Genomic DNA, 17993 nt, shown 5'->3' with positions numbered 1-17993 from the left:
TTGGGGTGAGGATACGGCCGCCATGGCTCGCCCGGCGGCATGCACCTGTCTGCGGCCCTGCTGGACGTGACCCGGTTGATCTCGCTGGATCCGCGCAAGGCGGAGTGAGGCGGGGATGGGGGGTCGGGATTGGGGATTCGCCCCGGTCACCCCGCGTTTGCTGGAGCATTTCGCGGCTTCGCGCCGTACCCTCATCCGCCCCTTCGGGGCACCTTCTCCCGATGGGAGAAGGGAGAGCGCTAGCCCCTCTCCCCCCGGGAGAGGGGTTGGGGTGAGGGTACGGCCGCCATGGAGTCAGCGAAAGCGAGCGATGCGTGCCCCCTCGCGGGACCGACGTTTCAGCGATCGGCGTCGCGGCTGAAGCCGCTCCTACGACGACGCGAGCGGACAAGCCAGGTCACGCGACCAGTCCGCCAATCCCGAATCCCGAATCCCGAATCCCCAATCCCCAATCCCCAATCCCAGCCGTCAATCAATGCGCTGCAGGATCTGCTTGGCCAGGGTCGCGTAATCGCCCTGGAAATGATGGTCGCCAGGCAGCTTGACAAGTTGCACACCGCCCTTGGGCAGGTCCGGGCACAGCGCGTCGTCGTCGTCCTCGCCGTAGAGGCACAGGGTCTGCGCCGGCGGCATCTTCGCCACTTCCGGGGCGATCGGCAGGCCGTCGTCGCCGGAACTGATCCAGTTGGACACGTGGAATTCGTAGTCGGCGGTCTTGCCCACCGACAGCAGGGCGGTGAGTTGCACCTGGTCGCGCATCGCCTCCGGCAACTGGTTGTAGGCCGCCGGCAACACGTCGGCGCCCTGCGAGAAGCCGATCAGCACCACCCGTCCGCGCTGCCACAGGTGGCTGTAGTGGCGGTAGATCCGATCCAGGTCGGTGGCGAAGCCCTGCGGCGTGCGCTCGCTCCAGAAGTAGCGCAGCGAATCCACGCCCACCACCGGGATGCCGGCCTTGGCCAGGGCGCCGGCGACCTGCTGGTCGAGCCCGGCCCAGCCGCCGTCGCCGGAGACGAAGATCGCGAACACATTGCCGTTGTCGGCATCGCCCGCACCCGCGGCGGCCGGCACTTCGACCACCGGCAGGCCGGCCAGGTCGGCCGGGGTCGGCGGCAGGCTGACGCCGGGCCGGTCGCCCAGCGAACGCACTGCCGCGCGCAGGCCGGGCAGCGCATCGCCGCTGGCGCTACGGCGGAACTGCCGTGCCTGGGCCACCTTCTGCAGGAACGCATCGCTCTGCTGGCTGCAGCGATCGCGGCGGGTCTTGGCGTCGAGCGCGGCCAGCCACGGCACCGGCAGCGCGGTCGGCTTCAACGCACGCGCCGGCGCGGTGATGCCGGCGCCGCAGATCTGGTCGTCGAGCACCTGCACCGGGCAGAAATCCTCGGTCAGCAGGCCCGCCAGCAGATGCTTGGGTGCCTGCGCGGCGACCGCGTAGGCCAGCGCGGCACCATCGCCGTCGCCGACCAGCAACGGCAGGTGGTAGGTCGGCACGTGGAAATAGGCCTGGACGTAGCGCGAGAAGTTCTCCACGTCGCCGGCGGAAAAGCCACAGGTGCCGTCGATCTTGGCCAGCACCGCCTGCAGGTGTGCGCTGTCGATCACCGCGACCATGGCGCCGTCGTCGCGCAGCGCCTCGATCTGGCGCATGCGCTCGACATCGGCGTGCTTGCCGCCGGCGAACCACAGCACCACGCGCTGCGCATTGCCCTTGGGCAGCAGCACCGGCACTTGCTCGAAGCGGCCATGGTTGAGCTTTTCCGGCACCGCTGCCGGTGCGCCGGCACGCGGCGCGGCGGCGGTCGTAGCCCCCGGTGCCGCACCGGCGACGCCGGCCGCGAGCAGTCCGCCCAATGCACATCCCCACATCCAACCGCCACGCTTCTGCATCATCCAGCCATCCTGAAAAGGCGCGTTAAAGATAATCCCGAACGGCGGCGGCGCGAAGCGCGACGCGCGCCGCGGTTCATGCCGGGTACGCCGGACCTGGGCCATCACCTGCGTTGGAGAGGCCCATCAGACGTCTGCGTCGGCGCCGGGATGGCGCAGCCGCCAGGCGGCCAGCGCCTGCCGATAGCGCGCCAGTTCCTCGTGGTAGAGGTCGTAGACGCACAGCGGGCAGCCGCTGTCGCAACAGTCGCTGGGGCCGGGGGGTAGCGGCGCCTGCGGGCGGGGATCGGCATTGGCGGCAGGGTCGGACATGAGGCTCCGTGGCAGCGGCCGGGGCAGACCGGCGCGGCAGTGTGGAAGAAGGCGGTGCCGGCCGCGGTCACTGCTCCGTCAGCCGATGGCCTGGCGCAGGTTGGCGCGCGCCGCCGCGTCGTAGCGCGCGTGGAACCGCTCGCTGAGAAAGATGCGCGGCTGCGCCAGCACAGTGCGCAGGAAAGCGCGGCGCTTGCGCCGGTACAACCAGCCCGGCACCACCCCGCGGTACTCCTCGGCGATGGCACGATCGTAGGCGGCAAAGGCCTCCGGCGCGGCGCCGAGGATGGCCATGTCGCAATCCAGGAACAGCGCCGCGTCCGCATCCACCGAGTCGACGGTGAGTTGCCCGTGGCGCGCGGTGAGTTCGATCAGCGCGGCCACCCGTGCCGCATCCACCGCGGCGTCCGGCAGCCACTGCGCGATCGCCGCCTCGGCCAGGCGCGCCGACTGTGCTTCGTTGTCGCCGCGGCCGGCGCGGTACACCGCATCGTGATAGAGCACGGCGAGGTAGACCTCGCGCGGCTGCTGCCAGCCGGTGTCGGCGGCGACCTCGGCGTAGTGCGCCAGCACCGCTTCGACATGGCCGAAATGGTGATACGCCCGCGGCGGCTCGGCGTAGGCCGCGCGCAATTGCGCCCATTGCGCGTCGGGCAGGGTCAGCGGCGCCGCGTTCATGCGCCGCGCTGCGCAGGATCGGCGCGCAACGGCCAACGCGCTTCGTGCAGGTAACGGCCCTGGCCCTGTACGCTGCGGATCAGGCTCAGCGATGTCGCCTGCCAATGCAGCGCCGGCACGTGCTGCGGTGCCAGCGCCTGATCGACATAGGCCAGGGTCATGTGCGGCAGATAGGCACCGTCGGCGCGCGGCGCCACGCCGTGTCGGGCCAACTGCTGCTGCAGCGCCTGACGTAGCGCAAGCAGCGGCGCAGGCTCGCCGTCGCCGCGCAGCACCAGCGGCCGGCTGCGCGCGCGGCTGTCGAAGGTCGCCGCCCGGTCGAACGCCAGAGCGAACGGCGCGGCCGCCAGCGCCTGTCCAGCGGCGCAGGCCTGCTGCAACAAGCGTGGCGGGATGCCGGCGTACTCGCCGAGATAGTGCAAGGTCACATGCAGCCGCTCGGGCGGCAGCGCGCGTCCGTGCAATCCATGGTCATGGCAAATTTGCTGGCCGAGATGGTGCACTGCCTGCGCCGTCTGCGCGTCCGGCAACAAGGCGAAGAACAGGCTTTCGCGCGCGGCGGGCGCGTCGAAGCCGAGCGAAAACTGGGCGCCAGCAGGCGCAGTATCGGGAGACATGGCAGAAGCGGCAAACGCCGCAATCGGGTCGGGCAACGGTCGAGCACGCATGGTAGCAAGCGCACTGTCCCGCTGCAGACCATCGGCACGCCGACCCGGCCATCGCCGCGATGGCGGCGCGCCGGGCCGGCGGCAGGCAGCGATTACGCCGCGTTCTTCATCGCGTGCTTGCGGGTGCGCATCACGTCGTGGCAGGCGCGCACTTCCGGCAGCAGGCGGGTGGCGGCATCGCGCGCGGCGACGGGGGTATCGGCGTCGGCGATGGTCTCGTTGAAGGCCTTCAGCAGGCGATCTTCGGATTCTTCCAGTTCGGCGACGTAGCCGTACTTGGTGTCGCCCAGCGCGGCGCGGACCTTGCCATACATCTGCTGCATGCTGCCAACCATGGTGCCGTGCTCTTCCGGCTTGCCGCCGACCGACTGCACCACCGCGCTCAGGCTGCTGACGATGTCCGACTTGACGCCGGCGATGCGCAGGAACAGCGCGGACAACTCGGCGTCGCCCACCTTCTTCGCGGCTTCTTCGTAGAAGTCCTTGCCGTCGCGGGAAATGGCGATGAGGTCGTTGAGGCTGTGCGTGGTCTTGCTCTGGATGCTCATGGAAAACTCCTGTAGCGAGGCCGGCGATATCGCGCAACGGGCACACGGGGGTGAACCTGGATATAGCACGGCGCGGTCGAGAGGATTGCCGCGTTGCGTGGTGTTGGCGATGCTGGGCAGAACGGCATAAAGCGCACGTGAGCCATCGGCGCTCGCTCGTCACGCCGCATTGCCAGCGGTGAACACGCGTTCATGGGCAGCACTGCGCAGTCAGACATGTGGTGAAGTTTTCACCATCCTGTCTGTGCGCATTGCGGCGCCTGGCCGGCAGGGACTTATCCACACGCTTGTCCCACGTTCGTCCACAGCGGCTGTGGATCACCGCCGCCATCGATCGCATCGGCCGGAGACCGCTTGTCGGCACCACTACGATGACCGTCCCATATCGCCAGCGAGGGCCTATAGTGCAGGCGAGCCCTCGCCACTGCAGGGCACCGCGAGGTGCGTCATGTTCGCCTGGACTGCGTTCGCCCTGCTCGCCGCCGCTATGGCCGTCCCATCGTCCCCTTCCCCGTCCATGTCGTCATCGCGCTTGGCAGCGGCGGCACAGCAGGAGACGGCACCGCCAGCGCCTGCAATGACCGTCGCGGCAGCCGCCACGCCGACGCCGACGCCGGAACAGATCATGCAGCTGCCAGCGGCCCTGCACGCGCTGCTGCAGCAACGCATCGACCGCGGCGCCGATGCCGAACACCGCCTGCAGCAACTGGTGGCGCTGGCCTTCGACGCCAAGGGCCTGAACCTGCAGTACGACCCCAAGGCCACCCACAGCGTCGCCGAGAGCTACGCCAGCCGTCGCGTCAATTGCCTGTCCTTCACCCTGCTGTTCGTGGCGATGGCACGCGACGTCGGGCTGCAGGCGCAGGTCCAGGAAGTGCGCCGCGTCCTGAGTTGGTACGAAGACGGCAATGCGTTGTACAACGTCGGCCACGTCAACGCCGGCGTGCGCGTGGACAGCGGCCGCGGCAGCATCGACCTGGACCGCAGCGTGCTGATGGACCGGCGTGGGCCGCAGCCGATCTCCGACCGCCGCGCCCTCGCCCACTACTACAACAACCGCGGCGCCGAACTGATGGTCGACGGCGACCTCGACGGCGCGCGCGCGCATCTGGCGATGGCCCTGCAGATGGATCCGCGCTTCGCCGGGGCCTGGAACAACCAGGGCGTACTGGCGATGCGCGATGGCGACAGCACCGCCGCCGTACGCGACTACGCCAAGGCGCTGGAGATCGATCCGGAGCATCTGCCGGCGCTATCCAATGCCGTGGGCCTGGCCCGGCGTGTGGGCGACAGCGCGCGCGAGGCCGCCCTGCAGCGGCAGATGGAACGCGTGCGCCAGCGCGATCCGTTCCAGCAATACCTGCTCGGCAACGAGGCGGAGCGGCGCCAGGATTACGCCGCGGCGATCGCCTATTACCGGCATGCGCTGCACCTGTACGACGGCGCCCACCTGCTGTACTTCGCCCTGGCCCGCGCCTACCTGCACAACGGCGACACCCGCCGCGCCACCGCGGCGCTGCGCGAGGCCATGGCGCACGCCGATCCGGCCAGCCAACCACGTTACCAGGGCAAGCTGGACGCGCTGCGGCGGTTGTCCTCGACCGTGCGGCCGCCGCGCTAGCGCAGCCTAGGGCAAGTCCTCACTGCCCGAATGCGCCGCGTTGGGTCTGGCAGGCGCGCTCAGTGAGTTTGGGCACGCCCTAGCCGGCCGCGTGCGCGCAGGCAGCACGCCGTGCCGCCTGGCGCGCCCACAGGTAGATCAGCAGGCCGCCCACGGCCATCGCCGCGCCCACATAGCCGGTGGAGGTCCAGCCCAGGCCGGCGCCGATCGCGATGCCGCCAAGCCACGGTCCCAGCGCGTTGGCCAGGTTGAACGCCGCATGGTTGGAAGCCGCCGCCAGAGTCTGCGCATCGCTGGCCACATCCATCAAGCGGGTCTGCAACACCGGCGCCAGCGCGCCCATGCTGCCGACCGCGACCACCGCCGGCAGCACCGCCCACGGCGAGGTCGCCGCCAGCGGGAACGCCAGCAGCACCGCCAGCGACCACAGCAGCACCAGCGGCACCGCGCGGAACTGCATGCGGTCGAACAGCCAGCCGCCGGCCAGGTTGCCGAGCAAGCCGCCCAGCCCGAACGCGCCCATCGCCACCGGGATCCAGTGTTCGGACACGCCGGTGACCTCCATCAGGGTCGGCGCCAGATAGCTGAAGACGCAGAACATGCCGGCGAAACCGATCGACCCGATGCCCAGCGCCAGCCACACCTGCGTGCGGTTGAAGGCGCGCAGCTCGCGCAACGGCGAGGGCCGCGACTCCTGCGGATCGGCCGGCAGCAGGCGCCACACCAGCACCACCGTCAGCACCGCGATCACCGCGACCAGGGCGTAGGCGTAGCGCCATTGCGCCACCTGACCGAGCCAGGTCGCCAACGGGTTGCCGACCAGCACTGCCAGGTTGAGGCCGAGCAGCACCCGACTGACCGCCGCGCCGCGCTGGTCGGGCGGACCGATCGACGCGGCCACCAGGGTCGCCACGCCGAAGTAGGCGCCGTGCGGCAGGCCGGCGACGAACCGCGCCAGCAGCATGCTGTGATAGTCCGGCGCCACTGCGCTGGCGAGGTTGCCGAATGCATAGAAGCCCATCAGCGCCAGCAGCAGATCCCGCCGCGACCAGCGTGCGCCGAGGATCGCCAGCAGCGGCGCGCCGACCACCACGCCCAGCGCGTAGGCGCTGATCAGATGCCCGACCTGCGGCGCATCGATGACCAGGCCACGGCCGATGTACGGCATCAGGCCCATGGTGGAGAACTCGCTGGTGCCGATCGCGAAACCGCCCATCGCCAGCGCGAACAGGATCAGCACGTAGCCGCGCCGCGACAGCGGCGCCGTGGCGGATGAGGTCATGCGCACGTCCCGAAAAGTAAGGGCCGCCCATTATTGTGCATTGCAGCACATCCTGCAGCCACCGCGCGCGCAACGCCGCGTTGCGTGGGCCGCTGGCGGCACCTGGCGCGGCGATGCCCTCGCGAACACGCCGCGGCAGCAACGCACTGTCCCATCGCACCACCGCGAAACCGCCGCGTGCGTCCCCATGTCCTGCACGCACGCCGCCTTGCAGCGCCACGCTGTAGGGTCGCCCGCCCCACTCCACCACCGAGAGACCCACCGATGACCGACACCGCTTCCCCGCTGTTCACGCCGCTGCGCCTGGGCGCGATCGCATTGGCCAACCGCATCGTGATGGCGCCGCTGACCCGCAACCGCGCCGAAGGCGAAGGTCGCATCCCCTCGCCGCTGGCCGCCGAGTACTACGGCCAGCGCGCCAGCGCCGGCCTGCTCATCGCCGAGGCGACCCAGATCAGCCCGATGGGCCAGGGCTACAAGGACACCCCGGGGATCTACAGCGACGCGCAGGTCGCGGCGTGGAAGACGGTCACCGACGAAGTGCATCGCCGCGGCGGCAAGATCGTGCTGCAGCTGTGGCACGTCGGCCGCATCTCGCACGTCAGCCTGCTGCCGGACGGCGCGGCGCCGGTCGCGCCGAGCGCGCTGCGCGCCGACGCCAAAACCTTCACCGCCGAGGGCTTCACCGATGTCTCCGCGCCGCGCGCGCTGCGCCTGGACGAAATCCCTGGGCTGATCGAGGACTTCCGTCGTGCCGCCCGCAACGCCATCGCCGCCGGCTTCGATGGCGTGGAAGTGCATGCCGCCAACGGCTACCTGATCGACCAGTTCCTGCGCGACGGCAGCAACCACCGCGACGACGCCTACGGCGGCAGCATCGAGAACCGTACGCGCCTGCTGTTCGAAGTGGTGCAGGCGGTGGCGCAGGAGATCGGCGCCGACCGTACCGGCGTGCGTCTGTCGCCGGTGACCCCGGCCAACGATGCGCGCGACAGCGACCCGCAGCCGCTGTTCGAGCGCGCGGTGGAACGGCTGGATCCGCTGGGCCTGGCCTTCGTGCACGTGATCGAGGGCGCCACCGGCGGCCCGCGCGACAACATCGCCTTCGACTATGCCGCGCTGCGCGCCAAGTTCCATGGCCCGTGGCTGGTCAACAACGGCTACGACAAGGCGCTGGCCGAAGAGACCGTGGCCTCCGGCCGCGCCGACGCAGTGGCGTTCGGCCGCCCGTTCATCGCCAACCCGGACCTGGTGGAACGGCTGCGCCGCGACGCACCCTTGAACCAGGTGGACGCCGACACGCTGTACGGCGGCGGTGCCAAGGGTTACACCGACTACCCGACCCTGGAGTGATCGCGTCCTGCGGCGGCACCGCCATGGTGCCGCCGCCGCGGTCAGGGCGCCGTCGCGACAGCGCCCGGTGTCGGCGCTGGTGTCGGCGCTGGACTGCCTTCCGGGCCCGAGAGATGGGCCTGCAGGAAGCCGGCCACGCCGCTCCACAACGCGACGCGATGCTCGACGTCGGCGAAACCGTGGCCCTCGCCCTGGAAGCTCAATCCCACCGGTGGATTGCCGGCCATGTCCAGCATGCGCAGCATGCGCCGGGTGTGCTCGTAGTCCACCCGCCGGTCCTCCAGGCCGTGCGCCAGCATCACCGGCACCTTGATCGCGTCGTAGTGGTACAGCGGCGAGGTGTCGATCATCTGCGCCAGCTCCGCCTTGGGATCGCCCAGGTGCTTTTCCAGGTTCGCGCGTCCCTCGGCGCTGCGCGCGCCGTCGCTGGCGGTATAGAACAGGATGCGATCGGCCACGCCGGCGATGGAGACGGCGCAGCGGAAGCGTTGCGGCCAGCGGATCGTCATCACCAGCGCCGAGTAACCGCCGTAGCTGGCGCCGACCACGCACATGCGCTGCGGATCCAGCGGATAGCGCGCCTGCGCCTGCACGATCGCCGCATCGATATCGTCCTCGATCAACGTGCCGAAGCTGCCGCGTCCGGCTTCGCGAAACGCGCGACCGTAACCGTCCGACCCGCGGAAGTTGACCCGCAGCACCGCGTAGCCCAACGAGGCGAGGAACTGCGTCTCCGGGTCGAAGCCCAGCGCATCGGCGACGCCGATCGGCCCGCCGTGCGGGAACACCACCAGCGGTTTGCGTCCGGCACCAGGTGGCAGGGTCAGAAAGGCTTCCAGCGGCAGTCCGTCGCGGCCCTTGAATCGGAACACCTCGCTGGGGGCGAAGGCCATGCCGTGCAGCCACGGCATGGTCTCGCCGATCGACCGCGCCACGCGCTTGTCCAGGTCGAGATGGTAGAGCTGCGGCGGCTGGTCGGCGGCGTCGGCCCAGAGCACCATCTGCTTGCCGTCCGCATTGCGCGCGGCGATCTGCAGGTTGCGCCCCGGCAAGGCCGCGCTGAGCGCGCGGCCCAGGCGCTCGTCGGCGCTCTCGAAGTAGTGGCTGACCAGGCGTCCACTCTCGTAGTAGGTGACGCCGATCGGAGTGCGCTGCGGGCCCTGGATCATGTCGACCACGTCGACCCCGCTGCGGCTGAACAGCGTGCGCACGATCTTGCGCGTGGCCACGTCGTAGGCGATCAGGTCCCGCTGCGCGCGTCCGTCGTCGGTCACCGCATAGATCTGGTCCGCCGCATAGGACAGGCCCACCGGCTGGAAATCGCGCAGGTGGTCGAGCGTCATCACGTCGCGATAGGTGGTTCCTTCGCCGTCGCGGTAGCGCAGCACGTAGCCGTCGTCGCGGCGCACGATGGCCAGGCGCAGCCGCCCTTCCCCGTCGGTCAGCCAGCCGACGTCCCGCTCCAGGCCGACGTTGACCCGGTCGCGCAGGCGCGGCCGCCAGCGATCGATCGCCGCCTGGCTGGACACGTCCAGGACCTGCACGGCGTTGTCGCCGTTGCTCAAGGTGGTGGCGTACAGCACCTGGTTGGGGCGTTGCGGCAGGGCATCGACCAGGAACCCGCCGTCGGGCAAGGTCAGCGGACTCCACTTGCGCTTGCCGTCTGCCGCCACATCGGCGCGGATGCCGCGCACCACGTCGCGCCCGTTCTTCACCGGCACGGTGAACAGCAACGCGTCGTTGCCGGCCCACAGCATCTGCTTGATCGGATCGACACTGGTGGCGAGCAGGCGCTGCTGATCGCTGGTCAGGTCCAGCAGTTCGATGCGCCATTCGTCCTTGCGCTCGTGCACCTGCAACGCCAGCAGATCGCCGCGCGGATTCAGGCTGAGGTCGGTGATGCGGCTATCGCGGAACAGCGTGGCCGGCGCGATCGGCAGGGCGCCCGGCGCCGGCGGTGCGCGCAGCGCCACCTGCGCCGCGGGACGTGCGTCGGGGTGCTGCGCCAGCGCCTTGCGGTAGAACTCCGGGAACGGATCCGGGTAGTGCCCGGCGTAACGCAGGGCGTAGCGCGCCGACAGCACCGGATGGGTCTGCTGCAACCAGTCCATCGCCGCCAAGGCGCGATTGACCATGCCCATGTCGCCACTGAAGAACGAGGATGGCCGGAACAGCAGGTCGCCCGGGTAGGTGATCTGCCCCGGCTCGAGCCGGAAGCGGAACTCGTCGTTGTCGCGCAGGTTGTAGCCGAACTGCGAGATCAGCAGCACCCGGCGCCAGGCGTAGTCGCCGGCCGGCGCAATGTACAGCCGGTAGCTGATGCCCGGCTTGAGACCGGACAGGGTGCCGCCGCCGAAGACCTTGCCGTCCTTGTTCAACTCCACGCCGCTCAATGCGACGTCGGTGTCCACCGCCACCACCACCAGGCCTTCGCCCGGCGCCAGCTCCGGCGTCTGTCCCGGCTTGACTTCCTGCATCCGCGCCCAGGCCGGCAGCGCCAGCAGGCATAGCGCCCAGCCCAGGATCAACGTGCGCGCCAGACGGCCGGCAGCCGTCGCCCCTGTGTACGTGTGCATGTGCATCCCCTGTTCCGTATCTGCGCCGGTCCGGCCGGCGACGCCCCCCGGCGCCGTGGCACATGATAGCCGCCGCACCGCGCACGCTGGGCGTCGGGGGCGACGACGCCACGCCGCGGGTGATCGCATCTCTCCCTTCGCGGGCAGGACGCACGCCGTGCGCGGCTGGCGCCCGGACGGCGGCCTCCATCGGCTAACGGAAGCAGCGCGTGCAGGAGCGGCTTCAGCCGCGAAGGGCGGTCCTGATGACGTCAGTCGCGACTGAAGCCGCCCTACGGGTCACCTGCCTCCCTACAGGCGCCGAACGCCGCCGGCGCGCGGCACCGTCGCGCCAGCCTCAGGCCTTGCGCAGGAAGCAGGTCTTCAGCACCAGGCCCTTGATCTTGTCCGAGTTGCCTTCGATGTGTTCGGCATCGTCCTCGACCAGGCGGATGCCGCGGATCACCGTGCCCTGCTTCAGCGGGATCGACGAGCCCTTGACCTTCAGGTCCTTGATCACGACCACCGTATCGCCGGCCTGCAGCACGTTGCCGTTGCTGTCGCGCACCACCGTCGCCGCGTCGTTGGCGGCTTCGGCCGCGGCCGGCCACTCGTGGCCGCAGTCCGCGCACACCCAGTTGGCGCCGTCGACATAGGTGTTTTCCAGGGTGCATTGCGGGCAGGCGGGTGCGGCGGGCATGGGAGTCCTTGATACGGCGACGACGGCGAGCCGCCTATTGTAGCCGCCCGCCCCGTGCCGCCGTGCCAGCCGCAGGAATCTCATGTCCGCTTCGTCCGGGTCGCGCCTCGCGATCTACGCCGCGCTTGCCGGCAATCTGGCCATCGCCATCGCCAAGTTCGTCGCCGCGGCGATCTCGGGCAGTTCGGCGATGCTCAGCGAAGGCGTGCATTCGCTGGTGGACACGGTCAACGAGCTGTTGCTGCTGTACGGCCTGCGCCGCGCCGCGCGCCCGGCCGACGCCACCCATCCGTTCGGCCATGGGCGCGAGCTGTACTTCTGGAGCTTCATCGTCGCCCTGCTGGTGTTCGCGCTCGGCGCGGGGGTGTCGCTGTACGAGGGCATCGCCCACATCCGCGATCCGCAGCCGGCCAGCGACCACACCCTCAACTACATCGTGCTGGGACTGTCGCTGCTGTTCGAGGGCGGCTCGTGGTGGATCTCGCTGCGCGAGTTCCGCGCGCGCAAGGGCCGCCTGAGCTACGTGCAGGCGTTCCGCGAGAGCAAGGACCCGAGCTTGTTCACCGTGCTGGTGGAAGACAGCGCGGCGTTGATCGGCCTGTTGATCGCGCTGGCCGGGCTGCTCGCCGCGCAGTGGCTGGACACGCCCGAACTGGACGGCGTCGCTTCCATCGGCATCGCCGCGGTGCTGGCCTGCTCGGCGTTCGTGCTGGCACGCGAGACCAAGGGCCTGCTGATCGGCGAGCCGGCGGCGCGCCCGCTCGGCGACGCACTGCGGCGCATCGCCGCCGCCGATCCGGACGTGCGCGCGGTCAACGGCGTGCTGAGCGTGCAGATGGGGCCGGACCAGGTGGTCGCTGCGCTCAGCGCCGAGTTCGAGGACCAGCGCAGCACCGCGCAGATCGAAGCGTGCATCGAACGCATCGAGGCCGCCGCGCGCGCCGAGCACCCGGAACTGCAGGCGCTGTTCGTCAAGCCGCAGACCCCGGAGACCTGGCTGGCCCGGCGCACCGCGCTGCGCCAGCCGCCGGCGCCCTGAATGGCGGCGCGCCGGCGCGACTTGCGGCCCTGCGCCGCTTTTCGTTAGGGTAGCCGGGTAGCACCCCTCTCATCGCGCTGTGACTGTGCCGGCGTATCCCCCTTACTCACTGAACGAGGTTTCCCATGGAGATCGCCAACGGGCTTGTCGCCACCATCCACTACACCCTCACCGACGACGCCGGTGAAGTGATCGACCAGTCCTCGCCGGACAATCCGCTGAGCTACCTGCACGGCGCCGGCAACATCGTGCCGGGCCTGGAGAAGGCGCTGACCGGCAAGCGCACCGGCGAGTCGGTCACCGCCGACGTGATCCCGGCCGAGGGCTACGGCCCGCGTCACGAACAGCTGGTGCAGCAGGTGCCGCGCGGTTCGTTCCCGGATGCCGGGTCGCTGGCGCCGGGCATGCAGTTCCAGGCGCAGACCGACCAGGGTCCGCTGCTGGTCACGGTCACCGAGGTCGGCGAAGAACTGGTGACCATCGACGGCAACCACCCGCTGGCCGGGCAGGTGCTGCATTTCGCGGTGGAAGTGGCCGGCGTGCGCGAGGCCACCGAGCAGGAAAAGAACCAGGGCCACGCCGGCGCCGCACTGTAAGCGGCCCGGTTTCCTGTTCCGACGAGGCCCGCCGATGCGGGCCTCGTGCGTTCTGGGCCGCGCTTGCGTCGCGCCGCGGCTTGCCCCACAGTGCGCGGCCCTTCCGCCGCCCGCCCCCGTCATGCGCCTCGGTATCGACTTCGGCACCAGCAATTCCGCCGTCGCCGCGGTGATCGACGGCCGCGTGGTGCCGATCGATTTCGGCGCGCAGCAGCAGTTCCGCACCACGGTGTACTTCCCCGAGGTGATGCGCGACCCCGCCGAGTTCGACCTGACCCCGGCGCTGGAACGGCAGGTGGACGAGCTGATCGAATCCGGCCGCCGCGATGCGCTCGCCGCCGGGCGCGAACGCAGTCCCGAGGCGTTGCGCCGCGATGCGATCCGGGTGGTGCGCCGGCAATGGATGGAAGCGCAGATGCGCGAGCCGCGCAGTTCCGCGGCGCTGCTGCAGAACGCCGTCTACGGCGATGACGCGCTGGACGCCTACTTCGTCGAGGGCGAAGGCAACCTCGTGCAGAGCCCCAAATCGATGCTGGGCTACAACCTGCATCCGCGCGCGCGCCAGACCATCACCGGCATCGCCGCGCATATCCTCGAACACATCCGTTTGACCGCCTCGCAGCAACTGGGCATGCAGGTGCGCCGCGCGCTGCTCGGCCGTCCGGTGCAGTTCCGCAGCTCGATCGGCGAGGCCGGCAACGCGCAGGCGCTGGAGATCCTGCACAGCGCCGCGATCACCGCCGGCTTCGACGACGTCGCCTTCCTGGAGGAACCGGCCGCCGCGGCGATGCACTACCACGCGGTCAGCCGCGAGCGACACGCCGCGGTGGTGGTGGACATCGGCGGCGGCACCACCGACATCGCCCACGCCAGCGTCGGCGGCGACGCCGCACCGCAGGTGCACCGCGCCTGGGGCATCCCGCGCGGCGGCACCGACATCGACCTGGCGCTGAGCCTGGCCGGGTTCATGCCGCAGTTCGGCCGCGGCATCACCCGCGTGCCTTCGCACCACTACGTCGAAGCGGCGATGGTGCAGGACACCACCCGCCAGCGCGATTTCCGCCAGCACCGCTACGACGCCGTCCCCGCGCCGTACGAGGCGCGCCTGCAGGCGTTGCAGGAACCCGGCAACACCGCGCGCCTGTACCGCGCGGTGGAGCGCAGCAAGATCCGCCTCAGCGACGCCGAGCGGCACGCCGAGACGCTGGACTACATCGAGGCCGGGCTGCAGGTGCAGGTGCAGGCCGAGGAACTGGTGCAGGCCGCACGCAGTTACCTGGAGGCGCTGCAGGAGCTGCTGGCGCAGGTGCGCCAGGACATCGGCGGCGATCCGGCCGCGGTGTTCCTGACCGGCGGCATGTCGCGCGCCGGCTACCTGCAGCGCCTGGTCGCCGCGGCCTTCCCGCAGGCGCGCCTGGTCCACGGCGACCCCTCGTTCGGCGTGGTGCAGGGCCTGGCGCTGGCCGCCGCGCAGGATTAGCGCAGCACGGGCAGCCCAGGCGCCGGTGCCACGCACCCGCCTGGCCGCTCCAGGCCGGCGCAGCGCCTGCGGCCAGCATTGTTCATGCAGCGGGCGCGCGACTGGCGTAGCATGGGTGCACGCTTCAGCGTCACGTCGCTACGCGCGTCTCGTCCGGCCGTTCCTGGCGCCCGACTCGCTTCCTTCTCGCGCCAACCTCCGTCCTGCTACAGGCCGGCTCCTTCGGAGCGCCATGTCCCCCGCCCCTGCCACGCTCCAGCTCGAGCGCCTGGCGTCGCCGCTTCAGTTGCCGTGCCGGCCGACAGGTCGCGATCGCGGTAGCGACGCATGAGCGAGACCACGCGGGAAACGGCCGACCCAGGCATCGCCTGCGACCGTTGCGACGCGATCTGCTGCCGCCTGACCGTGCTGGTGATGCCGGACGACCACGTCCCCGAACATCTCACCGAGTACACCCGCGAGGGCCTGCACGTGATGGCGCGCGACGAGGACGGCTGGTGCGTGGCGGTGGACGGCGCACGCATGTGCTGTTCGATCTATGCGCAGCGCCCGGCGGTCTGCCGCAAGTTCGCGATGGCCGGCCCGTACTGCCGCGAGATCCGCCGCACCCACCACGAGCAACTGACCCGTGGCATTCCCCTGACGATGTACTGACTGCAGGAGTTCCAGCATGGCACGACCCACCGGCAACACCGCTTCGCCCAACGCCAGGAACGCACGCGGCGCCAGCGCCGCCGACAAGGCGCAAAAGGGCCTCAGCCGCGAGCGCATCGAGGCCGACCTGGCCGCCTTCCACCAGGCCGGCGGCCGCGTCGAGGTACTCGGCACCACCCGCGTGCTGAAAAAGGTCGACGTCGCCGACGCGGGCTGACGCCCACCGCGGCTTCCCGCGCGGCCAGCGCGGGCGCCCGCGGCACGCAACCACGCGCGCCCTGCGACGACGCGGCGCCGGGCGCAACGTCGGCGTTTCGGGCCGCCGCACCGACCACACCCATTACGGCGTCCCCGGGATGCCAGCGCCGGCCCGGAAGCACGGCACCGTCTTCACGGCGAAAGCGCATACTGCGATCTCGTCCACGGTCTCGCCTCGGCATGCTCCTGCGCTCCCTGTCCGCCGAACTCGGCCAGCCCGCCTGCGGCAACTGTCGCGATGGCGAGCCGCTGGATTTCGCCGTGCGCATGGCGTTCCAGCCGATCGTCGATGCGGCCACCCGCTCGATCTACGCCTACGAAGCGCTGGTGCGCGGCGAGGACGGCAGCGGCGCCGCGGCGGTGCTGGCGCGGGTACGCCCGCAGCAGTTGTATCGCTTCGACCAGACCTGCCGGGTGCAGGCGATCGCCACCGCCGCGCGCCTGGACCTGCGTACGCGCCTGTCGATCAACTTCATTCCCAATGCGGTGTACGAGCCGGCGACCTGCATCCGCCTGACCCTGAGGGCGGCCGAGCACTTCGGTGTGCCCACCGGCGACCTGATCTTCGAGTTGAGCGAATCCGAACGCATAGCCGACCTGCCCAAGGTCGTGCGCATCCTGCGCGACTACGCGCAGCGCGGCTTCCTCACCGCGATCGACGACTTCGGCGCCGGCCACTCCGGCCTGAACCTGCTCGCCGATTTCCAGCCGCACCTGATCAAGCTGGACATGGCACTGATCCGCGGCATCGACGGCAGCGCCGCGCGCCGCCACATCGTCGGCGGCATCGTCGCGATGGCCGCGCCACTGGGCTGCCGCATCCTCGCCGAGGGCGTGGAGACGCCCGCCGAGTACCGCGCACTGCGCGCGCTGGGCATCGATCTCTACCAGGGCTATCTGTTCGCCAGGCCGGCGCTGGAGGCGCTGCCGGAGATCACCGAGGCGCAGTGGGACGCGCTGGAGCACGCCGGCTGAGCGATGTGCTGCCGCAGCGCGCGGCATCAGCGCGACTTGCCCACGGCCGCCACGCTTGCGACCATCGCATTCCCCCTGCGTTTTCCGATGTGCGATGCCCCCGCTCCATACCCTGCTGCCGCCATGGACGCACCGCTGGCTCGACGTGATCGTGCCCGGCGCGCAGATCGTGCTGATCGTGCTTGGCGCGTGGCTGCTGCGGACCTTGCTGCGGCGGCTGATCCGGCGCCTGGGCGAGCACCATGCGCTGCCGCCGGAACTGGTGCTGATGGCGCGCCGCGGCAGCGGCTTCGTGATCTACGCCGCGGCGCTGCTACTGATCCTGGACCGCTTCGGCGTGTCCGGCACGGTGCTGTGGACCGCCTTCACCGGCTTCGCCGCGGTCGCGGCGGTGGCGTTCTTCGCCGCCTGGAGCGTGTTGTCCAACATCTTCTGCACGCTGCTGATCTTCACCACGCGTCCGTTCCGTCTGCACGACCACATCGAGCTGCTGGAGAATGGCGAGAAACCCGGTCTGAAGGGCCAGGTGATCGACATCAACCTGATCTACACCACGCTGCGCGAGGAACGCGACGGCGACGGCGGGAGCGTGCTGCAGATCCCCAACAGCCTGTTCTTCCAGCGCAGCACGCGCCGCTGGCGCGGTCATCCGGTTCCATCCGGACTGGGTTGATCGCCGCCACGCGTCCCACGCCGATGCTGACGCCATGCACATGGCGCAGCCGCTATGGTCGACGCCAGCCGCCTCGTGCGGCACTCCTCTCTTCCCGACCAGGTACTGCATGGAACCCGTCATTCCCCCGTTCGCCGATCTCTTCGCCCAGCTCGGCCTGCCCAACAGCGAAAGCGAGATCCGCCAGTTCATCGCCCGGCACGCGCCACTGCCCGATGCCATGCGCCTGGAAGAAGCACCGTTCTGGACCCCGGCGCAGGCGCAGCTGCTGCGCGAGGAACGCCTGGAAGACGCCGACTGGGCGATCGTGGTCGATCAGCTCAACATCGCGCTGCACGCAAAGCCAGCGCTGGATACCGATCGCGCCGGCTGAGCCTCAGCGCAGCTGGCTGTCCTTGCTGCCGCGGCGGTTGTAGCCGCTGTGCTCGTGTTGCGCGCGGTCCTGCGCCTCCTGGCAGGCCACGCACAGACGTACGCCCGGCACCGCCTTGCGCCGCGCTTCGGGGATCGGCGCATCGCAATCTTCGCAGTGGCTCAATCCCGGGCCCTGCGGCAACTGGCTGCGCGCCCGCTTGATCGCATCTTCCACGGTCGCATCGATCTGGTCCTGCACCGCGCCGTCGCCTGCCCACCCAGTGGCCATGGTCGTCTCCGCACTGTTGCCTTGCCTGGATGATGCGGCCAGCACCGGCGAATGCAATGCACGCCGGC

18 protein-coding genes and 1 pseudogene are annotated in these 17993 nt (G+C 70.3%); 10 read left to right on the top strand and 9 right to left on the bottom strand.

Going from position 1 to position 17993, the window contains the following annotated elements; genetic code table 11:
- Positions 1-468 precede the first annotated feature (468 nt).
- The 5 genes from ACP93_RS12365 to ACP93_RS12345 form a co-directional block, all read right to left on the bottom strand.
- On the bottom strand, positions 469-1893 hold the full coding sequence (locus ACP93_RS12365) for a virulence factor family protein (RefSeq protein ID WP_204243683.1): 1425 nt from the start codon (positions 1891-1893) through the stop codon (positions 469-471).
- A 123-nt stretch (positions 1894-2016) separates the two neighbouring features.
- Positions 2017-2202, bottom strand: coding sequence for an oxidoreductase-like domain-containing protein (locus ACP93_RS12360; protein WP_048490986.1), 186 nt, complete (start codon positions 2200-2202; stop codon positions 2017-2019).
- 78 nt (positions 2203-2280) lie between these two features.
- Positions 2281-2880, bottom strand: coding sequence for an HD domain-containing protein (locus tag ACP93_RS12355; RefSeq protein ID WP_048490985.1), 600 nt, complete (start codon positions 2878-2880; stop codon positions 2281-2283).
- A complete protein-coding gene (gene thpR / locus ACP93_RS12350; protein WP_048490984.1) occupies positions 2877-3497 on the bottom strand; it encodes an RNA 2',3'-cyclic phosphodiesterase in 621 nt (206 codons plus the stop codon). Before thpR ends, ACP93_RS12355 begins: the two co-directional genes overlap by 4 nt.
- A 143-nt stretch (positions 3498-3640) precedes the next feature.
- A complete protein-coding gene (locus ACP93_RS12345; RefSeq protein WP_041500455.1) occupies positions 3641-4096 on the bottom strand; it encodes a PA2169 family four-helix-bundle protein in 456 nt (151 codons plus the stop codon).
- A gap of 577 nt (positions 4097-4673) precedes the next feature.
- Between ACP93_RS12345 and ACP93_RS12340 the strand changes: the two genes are divergently transcribed.
- Complete coding sequence (locus ACP93_RS12340) at positions 4674-5717, top strand: tetratricopeptide repeat protein (RefSeq protein ID WP_228136026.1); 1044 nt, start codon at positions 4674-4676, stop codon at positions 5715-5717.
- A 79-nt stretch (positions 5718-5796) separates the two neighbouring features.
- On the opposite strand, the gene ACP93_RS12335 is transcribed toward ACP93_RS12340, so the two are convergent.
- The gene (locus ACP93_RS12335) at positions 5797-6999 is read right to left on the bottom strand and encodes an MFS transporter (protein WP_048490983.1); all 1203 of its coding nucleotides are present in this window, start codon (positions 6997-6999) and stop codon (positions 5797-5799) included.
- Between the two features lie 264 nt (positions 7000-7263).
- On the opposite strand from ACP93_RS12335, the gene ACP93_RS12330 reads away from it, so the two are divergent.
- On the top strand, positions 7264-8352 hold the full coding sequence (locus ACP93_RS12330) for an alkene reductase (RefSeq protein ID WP_048490982.1): 1089 nt from the start codon (positions 7264-7266) through the stop codon (positions 8350-8352).
- Positions 8353-8393: 41 nt separating this feature from the next.
- On the opposite strand, the gene ACP93_RS12325 is transcribed toward ACP93_RS12330, so the two are convergent.
- A complete protein-coding gene (locus ACP93_RS12325) occupies positions 8394-10928 on the bottom strand; it encodes an alpha/beta hydrolase family protein (protein WP_048490981.1) in 2535 nt (844 codons plus the stop codon).
- Between the two features lie 337 nt (positions 10929-11265).
- Positions 11266-11607 carry a zinc ribbon domain-containing protein YjdM gene (locus ACP93_RS12320; RefSeq protein ID WP_048490980.1) on the bottom strand — a complete coding sequence of 114 codons (342 nt, stop codon included), beginning with the start codon at positions 11605-11607 and terminating at the stop codon, positions 11266-11268.
- 97 nt (positions 11608-11704) lie between these two features.
- On the opposite strand from ACP93_RS12320, the pseudogene ACP93_RS12315 reads away from it, so the two are divergent.
- The 8 genes and pseudogenes from ACP93_RS12315 to ACP93_RS12280 all read left to right on the top strand — a co-directional run.
- Positions 11705-12646, top strand: a pseudogene (locus ACP93_RS12315) (cation diffusion facilitator family transporter); the annotation flags it as partial.
- A gap of 125 nt (positions 12647-12771) precedes the next feature.
- Positions 12772-13242, top strand: coding sequence for an FKBP-type peptidyl-prolyl cis-trans isomerase (locus tag ACP93_RS12310; protein WP_017908237.1), 471 nt, complete (start codon positions 12772-12774; stop codon positions 13240-13242).
- 121 nt (positions 13243-13363) lie between these two features.
- Complete coding sequence (locus tag ACP93_RS12305) at positions 13364-14722, top strand: Hsp70 family protein (RefSeq protein WP_048490978.1); 1359 nt, start codon at positions 13364-13366, stop codon at positions 14720-14722.
- Between the two features lie 327 nt (positions 14723-15049).
- Positions 15050-15376 (top strand): YkgJ family cysteine cluster protein, encoded by a 327-nt coding sequence (locus tag ACP93_RS12300; protein ID WP_048490977.1) that lies wholly within the window; start codon positions 15050-15052, stop codon positions 15374-15376.
- Positions 15377-15392: 16 nt separating this feature from the next.
- Positions 15393-15593: a hypothetical protein gene (locus ACP93_RS12295; RefSeq protein ID WP_048490976.1), complete on the top strand. Its 201-nt coding sequence runs from the start codon at positions 15393-15395 to the stop codon at positions 15591-15593.
- Between the two features lie 221 nt (positions 15594-15814).
- Positions 15815-16609 carry an EAL domain-containing protein gene (locus ACP93_RS12290; RefSeq protein WP_048490975.1) on the top strand — a complete coding sequence of 265 codons (795 nt, stop codon included), beginning with the start codon at positions 15815-15817 and terminating at the stop codon, positions 16607-16609.
- Between the two features lie 94 nt (positions 16610-16703).
- On the top strand, positions 16704-17282 hold the full coding sequence (locus ACP93_RS12285; protein ID WP_048490974.1) for a mechanosensitive ion channel family protein: 579 nt from the start codon (positions 16704-16706) through the stop codon (positions 17280-17282).
- Between the two features lie 109 nt (positions 17283-17391).
- Positions 17392-17655, top strand: a complete 264-nt coding sequence (locus tag ACP93_RS12280; protein WP_048490973.1) for a DUF2789 domain-containing protein — start codon at positions 17392-17394, stop codon at positions 17653-17655.
- A 3-nt stretch (positions 17656-17658) separates the two neighbouring features.
- Here ACP93_RS12280 and ACP93_RS12275 read toward each other — a convergent pair whose 3' ends face one another.
- Positions 17659-17925, bottom strand: a complete 267-nt coding sequence (locus ACP93_RS12275; RefSeq protein ID WP_048490972.1) for a DksA/TraR family C4-type zinc finger protein — start codon at positions 17923-17925, stop codon at positions 17659-17661.
- Positions 17926-17993: the final 68 nt, after the last annotated feature.

Origin of the sequence: Xanthomonas sp. NCPPB 1128, from assembly GCF_001043115.1 — a bacterium.
GTDB lineage: Bacteria > Pseudomonadota > Gammaproteobacteria > Xanthomonadales > Xanthomonadaceae > Xanthomonas_A.
This window is presented reverse-complemented; position numbering and strand designations above follow the sequence as displayed.

Coding starts and splice junctions, on each gene's coding strand:
- ACP93_RS12365 (WP_204243683.1), bottom strand. CDS start 1,893: ATGATGCAGAAGCGTGGCGGTTGGATGTGGGGATGTGCATTGGGCGGA.
- ACP93_RS12360 (WP_048490986.1), bottom strand. CDS start 2,202: ATGTCCGACCCTGCCGCCAATGCCGATCCCCGCCCGCAGGCGCCGCTA.
- ACP93_RS12355 (WP_048490985.1), bottom strand. CDS start 2,880: ATGAACGCGGCGCCGCTGACCCTGCCCGACGCGCAATGGGCGCAATTG.
- thpR (WP_048490984.1), bottom strand. CDS start 3,497: ATGTCTCCCGATACTGCGCCTGCTGGCGCCCAGTTTTCGCTCGGCTTC.
- ACP93_RS12345 (WP_041500455.1), bottom strand. CDS start 4,096: ATGAGCATCCAGAGCAAGACCACGCACAGCCTCAACGACCTCATCGCC.
- ACP93_RS12340 (WP_228136026.1), top strand. CDS start 4,674: ATGACCGTCGCGGCAGCCGCCACGCCGACGCCGACGCCGGAACAGATC.
- ACP93_RS12335 (WP_048490983.1), bottom strand. CDS start 6,999: ATGACCTCATCCGCCACGGCGCCGCTGTCGCGGCGCGGCTACGTGCTG.
- ACP93_RS12330 (WP_048490982.1), top strand. CDS start 7,264: ATGACCGACACCGCTTCCCCGCTGTTCACGCCGCTGCGCCTGGGCGCG.
- ACP93_RS12325 (WP_048490981.1), bottom strand. CDS start 10,928: ATGCACACGTACACAGGGGCGACGGCTGCCGGCCGTCTGGCGCGCACG.
- ACP93_RS12320 (WP_048490980.1), bottom strand. CDS start 11,607: ATGCCCGCCGCACCCGCCTGCCCGCAATGCACCCTGGAAAACACCTAT.
- ACP93_RS12310 (WP_017908237.1), top strand. CDS start 12,772: ATGGAGATCGCCAACGGGCTTGTCGCCACCATCCACTACACCCTCACC.
- ACP93_RS12305 (WP_048490978.1), top strand. CDS start 13,364: ATGCGCCTCGGTATCGACTTCGGCACCAGCAATTCCGCCGTCGCCGCG.
- ACP93_RS12300 (WP_048490977.1), top strand. CDS start 15,050: ATGAGCGAGACCACGCGGGAAACGGCCGACCCAGGCATCGCCTGCGAC.
- ACP93_RS12295 (WP_048490976.1), top strand. CDS start 15,393: ATGGCACGACCCACCGGCAACACCGCTTCGCCCAACGCCAGGAACGCA.
- ACP93_RS12290 (WP_048490975.1), top strand. CDS start 15,815: ATGCTCCTGCGCTCCCTGTCCGCCGAACTCGGCCAGCCCGCCTGCGGC.
- ACP93_RS12285 (WP_048490974.1), top strand. CDS start 16,704: ATGCCCCCGCTCCATACCCTGCTGCCGCCATGGACGCACCGCTGGCTC.
- ACP93_RS12280 (WP_048490973.1), top strand. CDS start 17,392: ATGGAACCCGTCATTCCCCCGTTCGCCGATCTCTTCGCCCAGCTCGGC.
- ACP93_RS12275 (WP_048490972.1), bottom strand. CDS start 17,925: ATGGCCACTGGGTGGGCAGGCGACGGCGCGGTGCAGGACCAGATCGAT.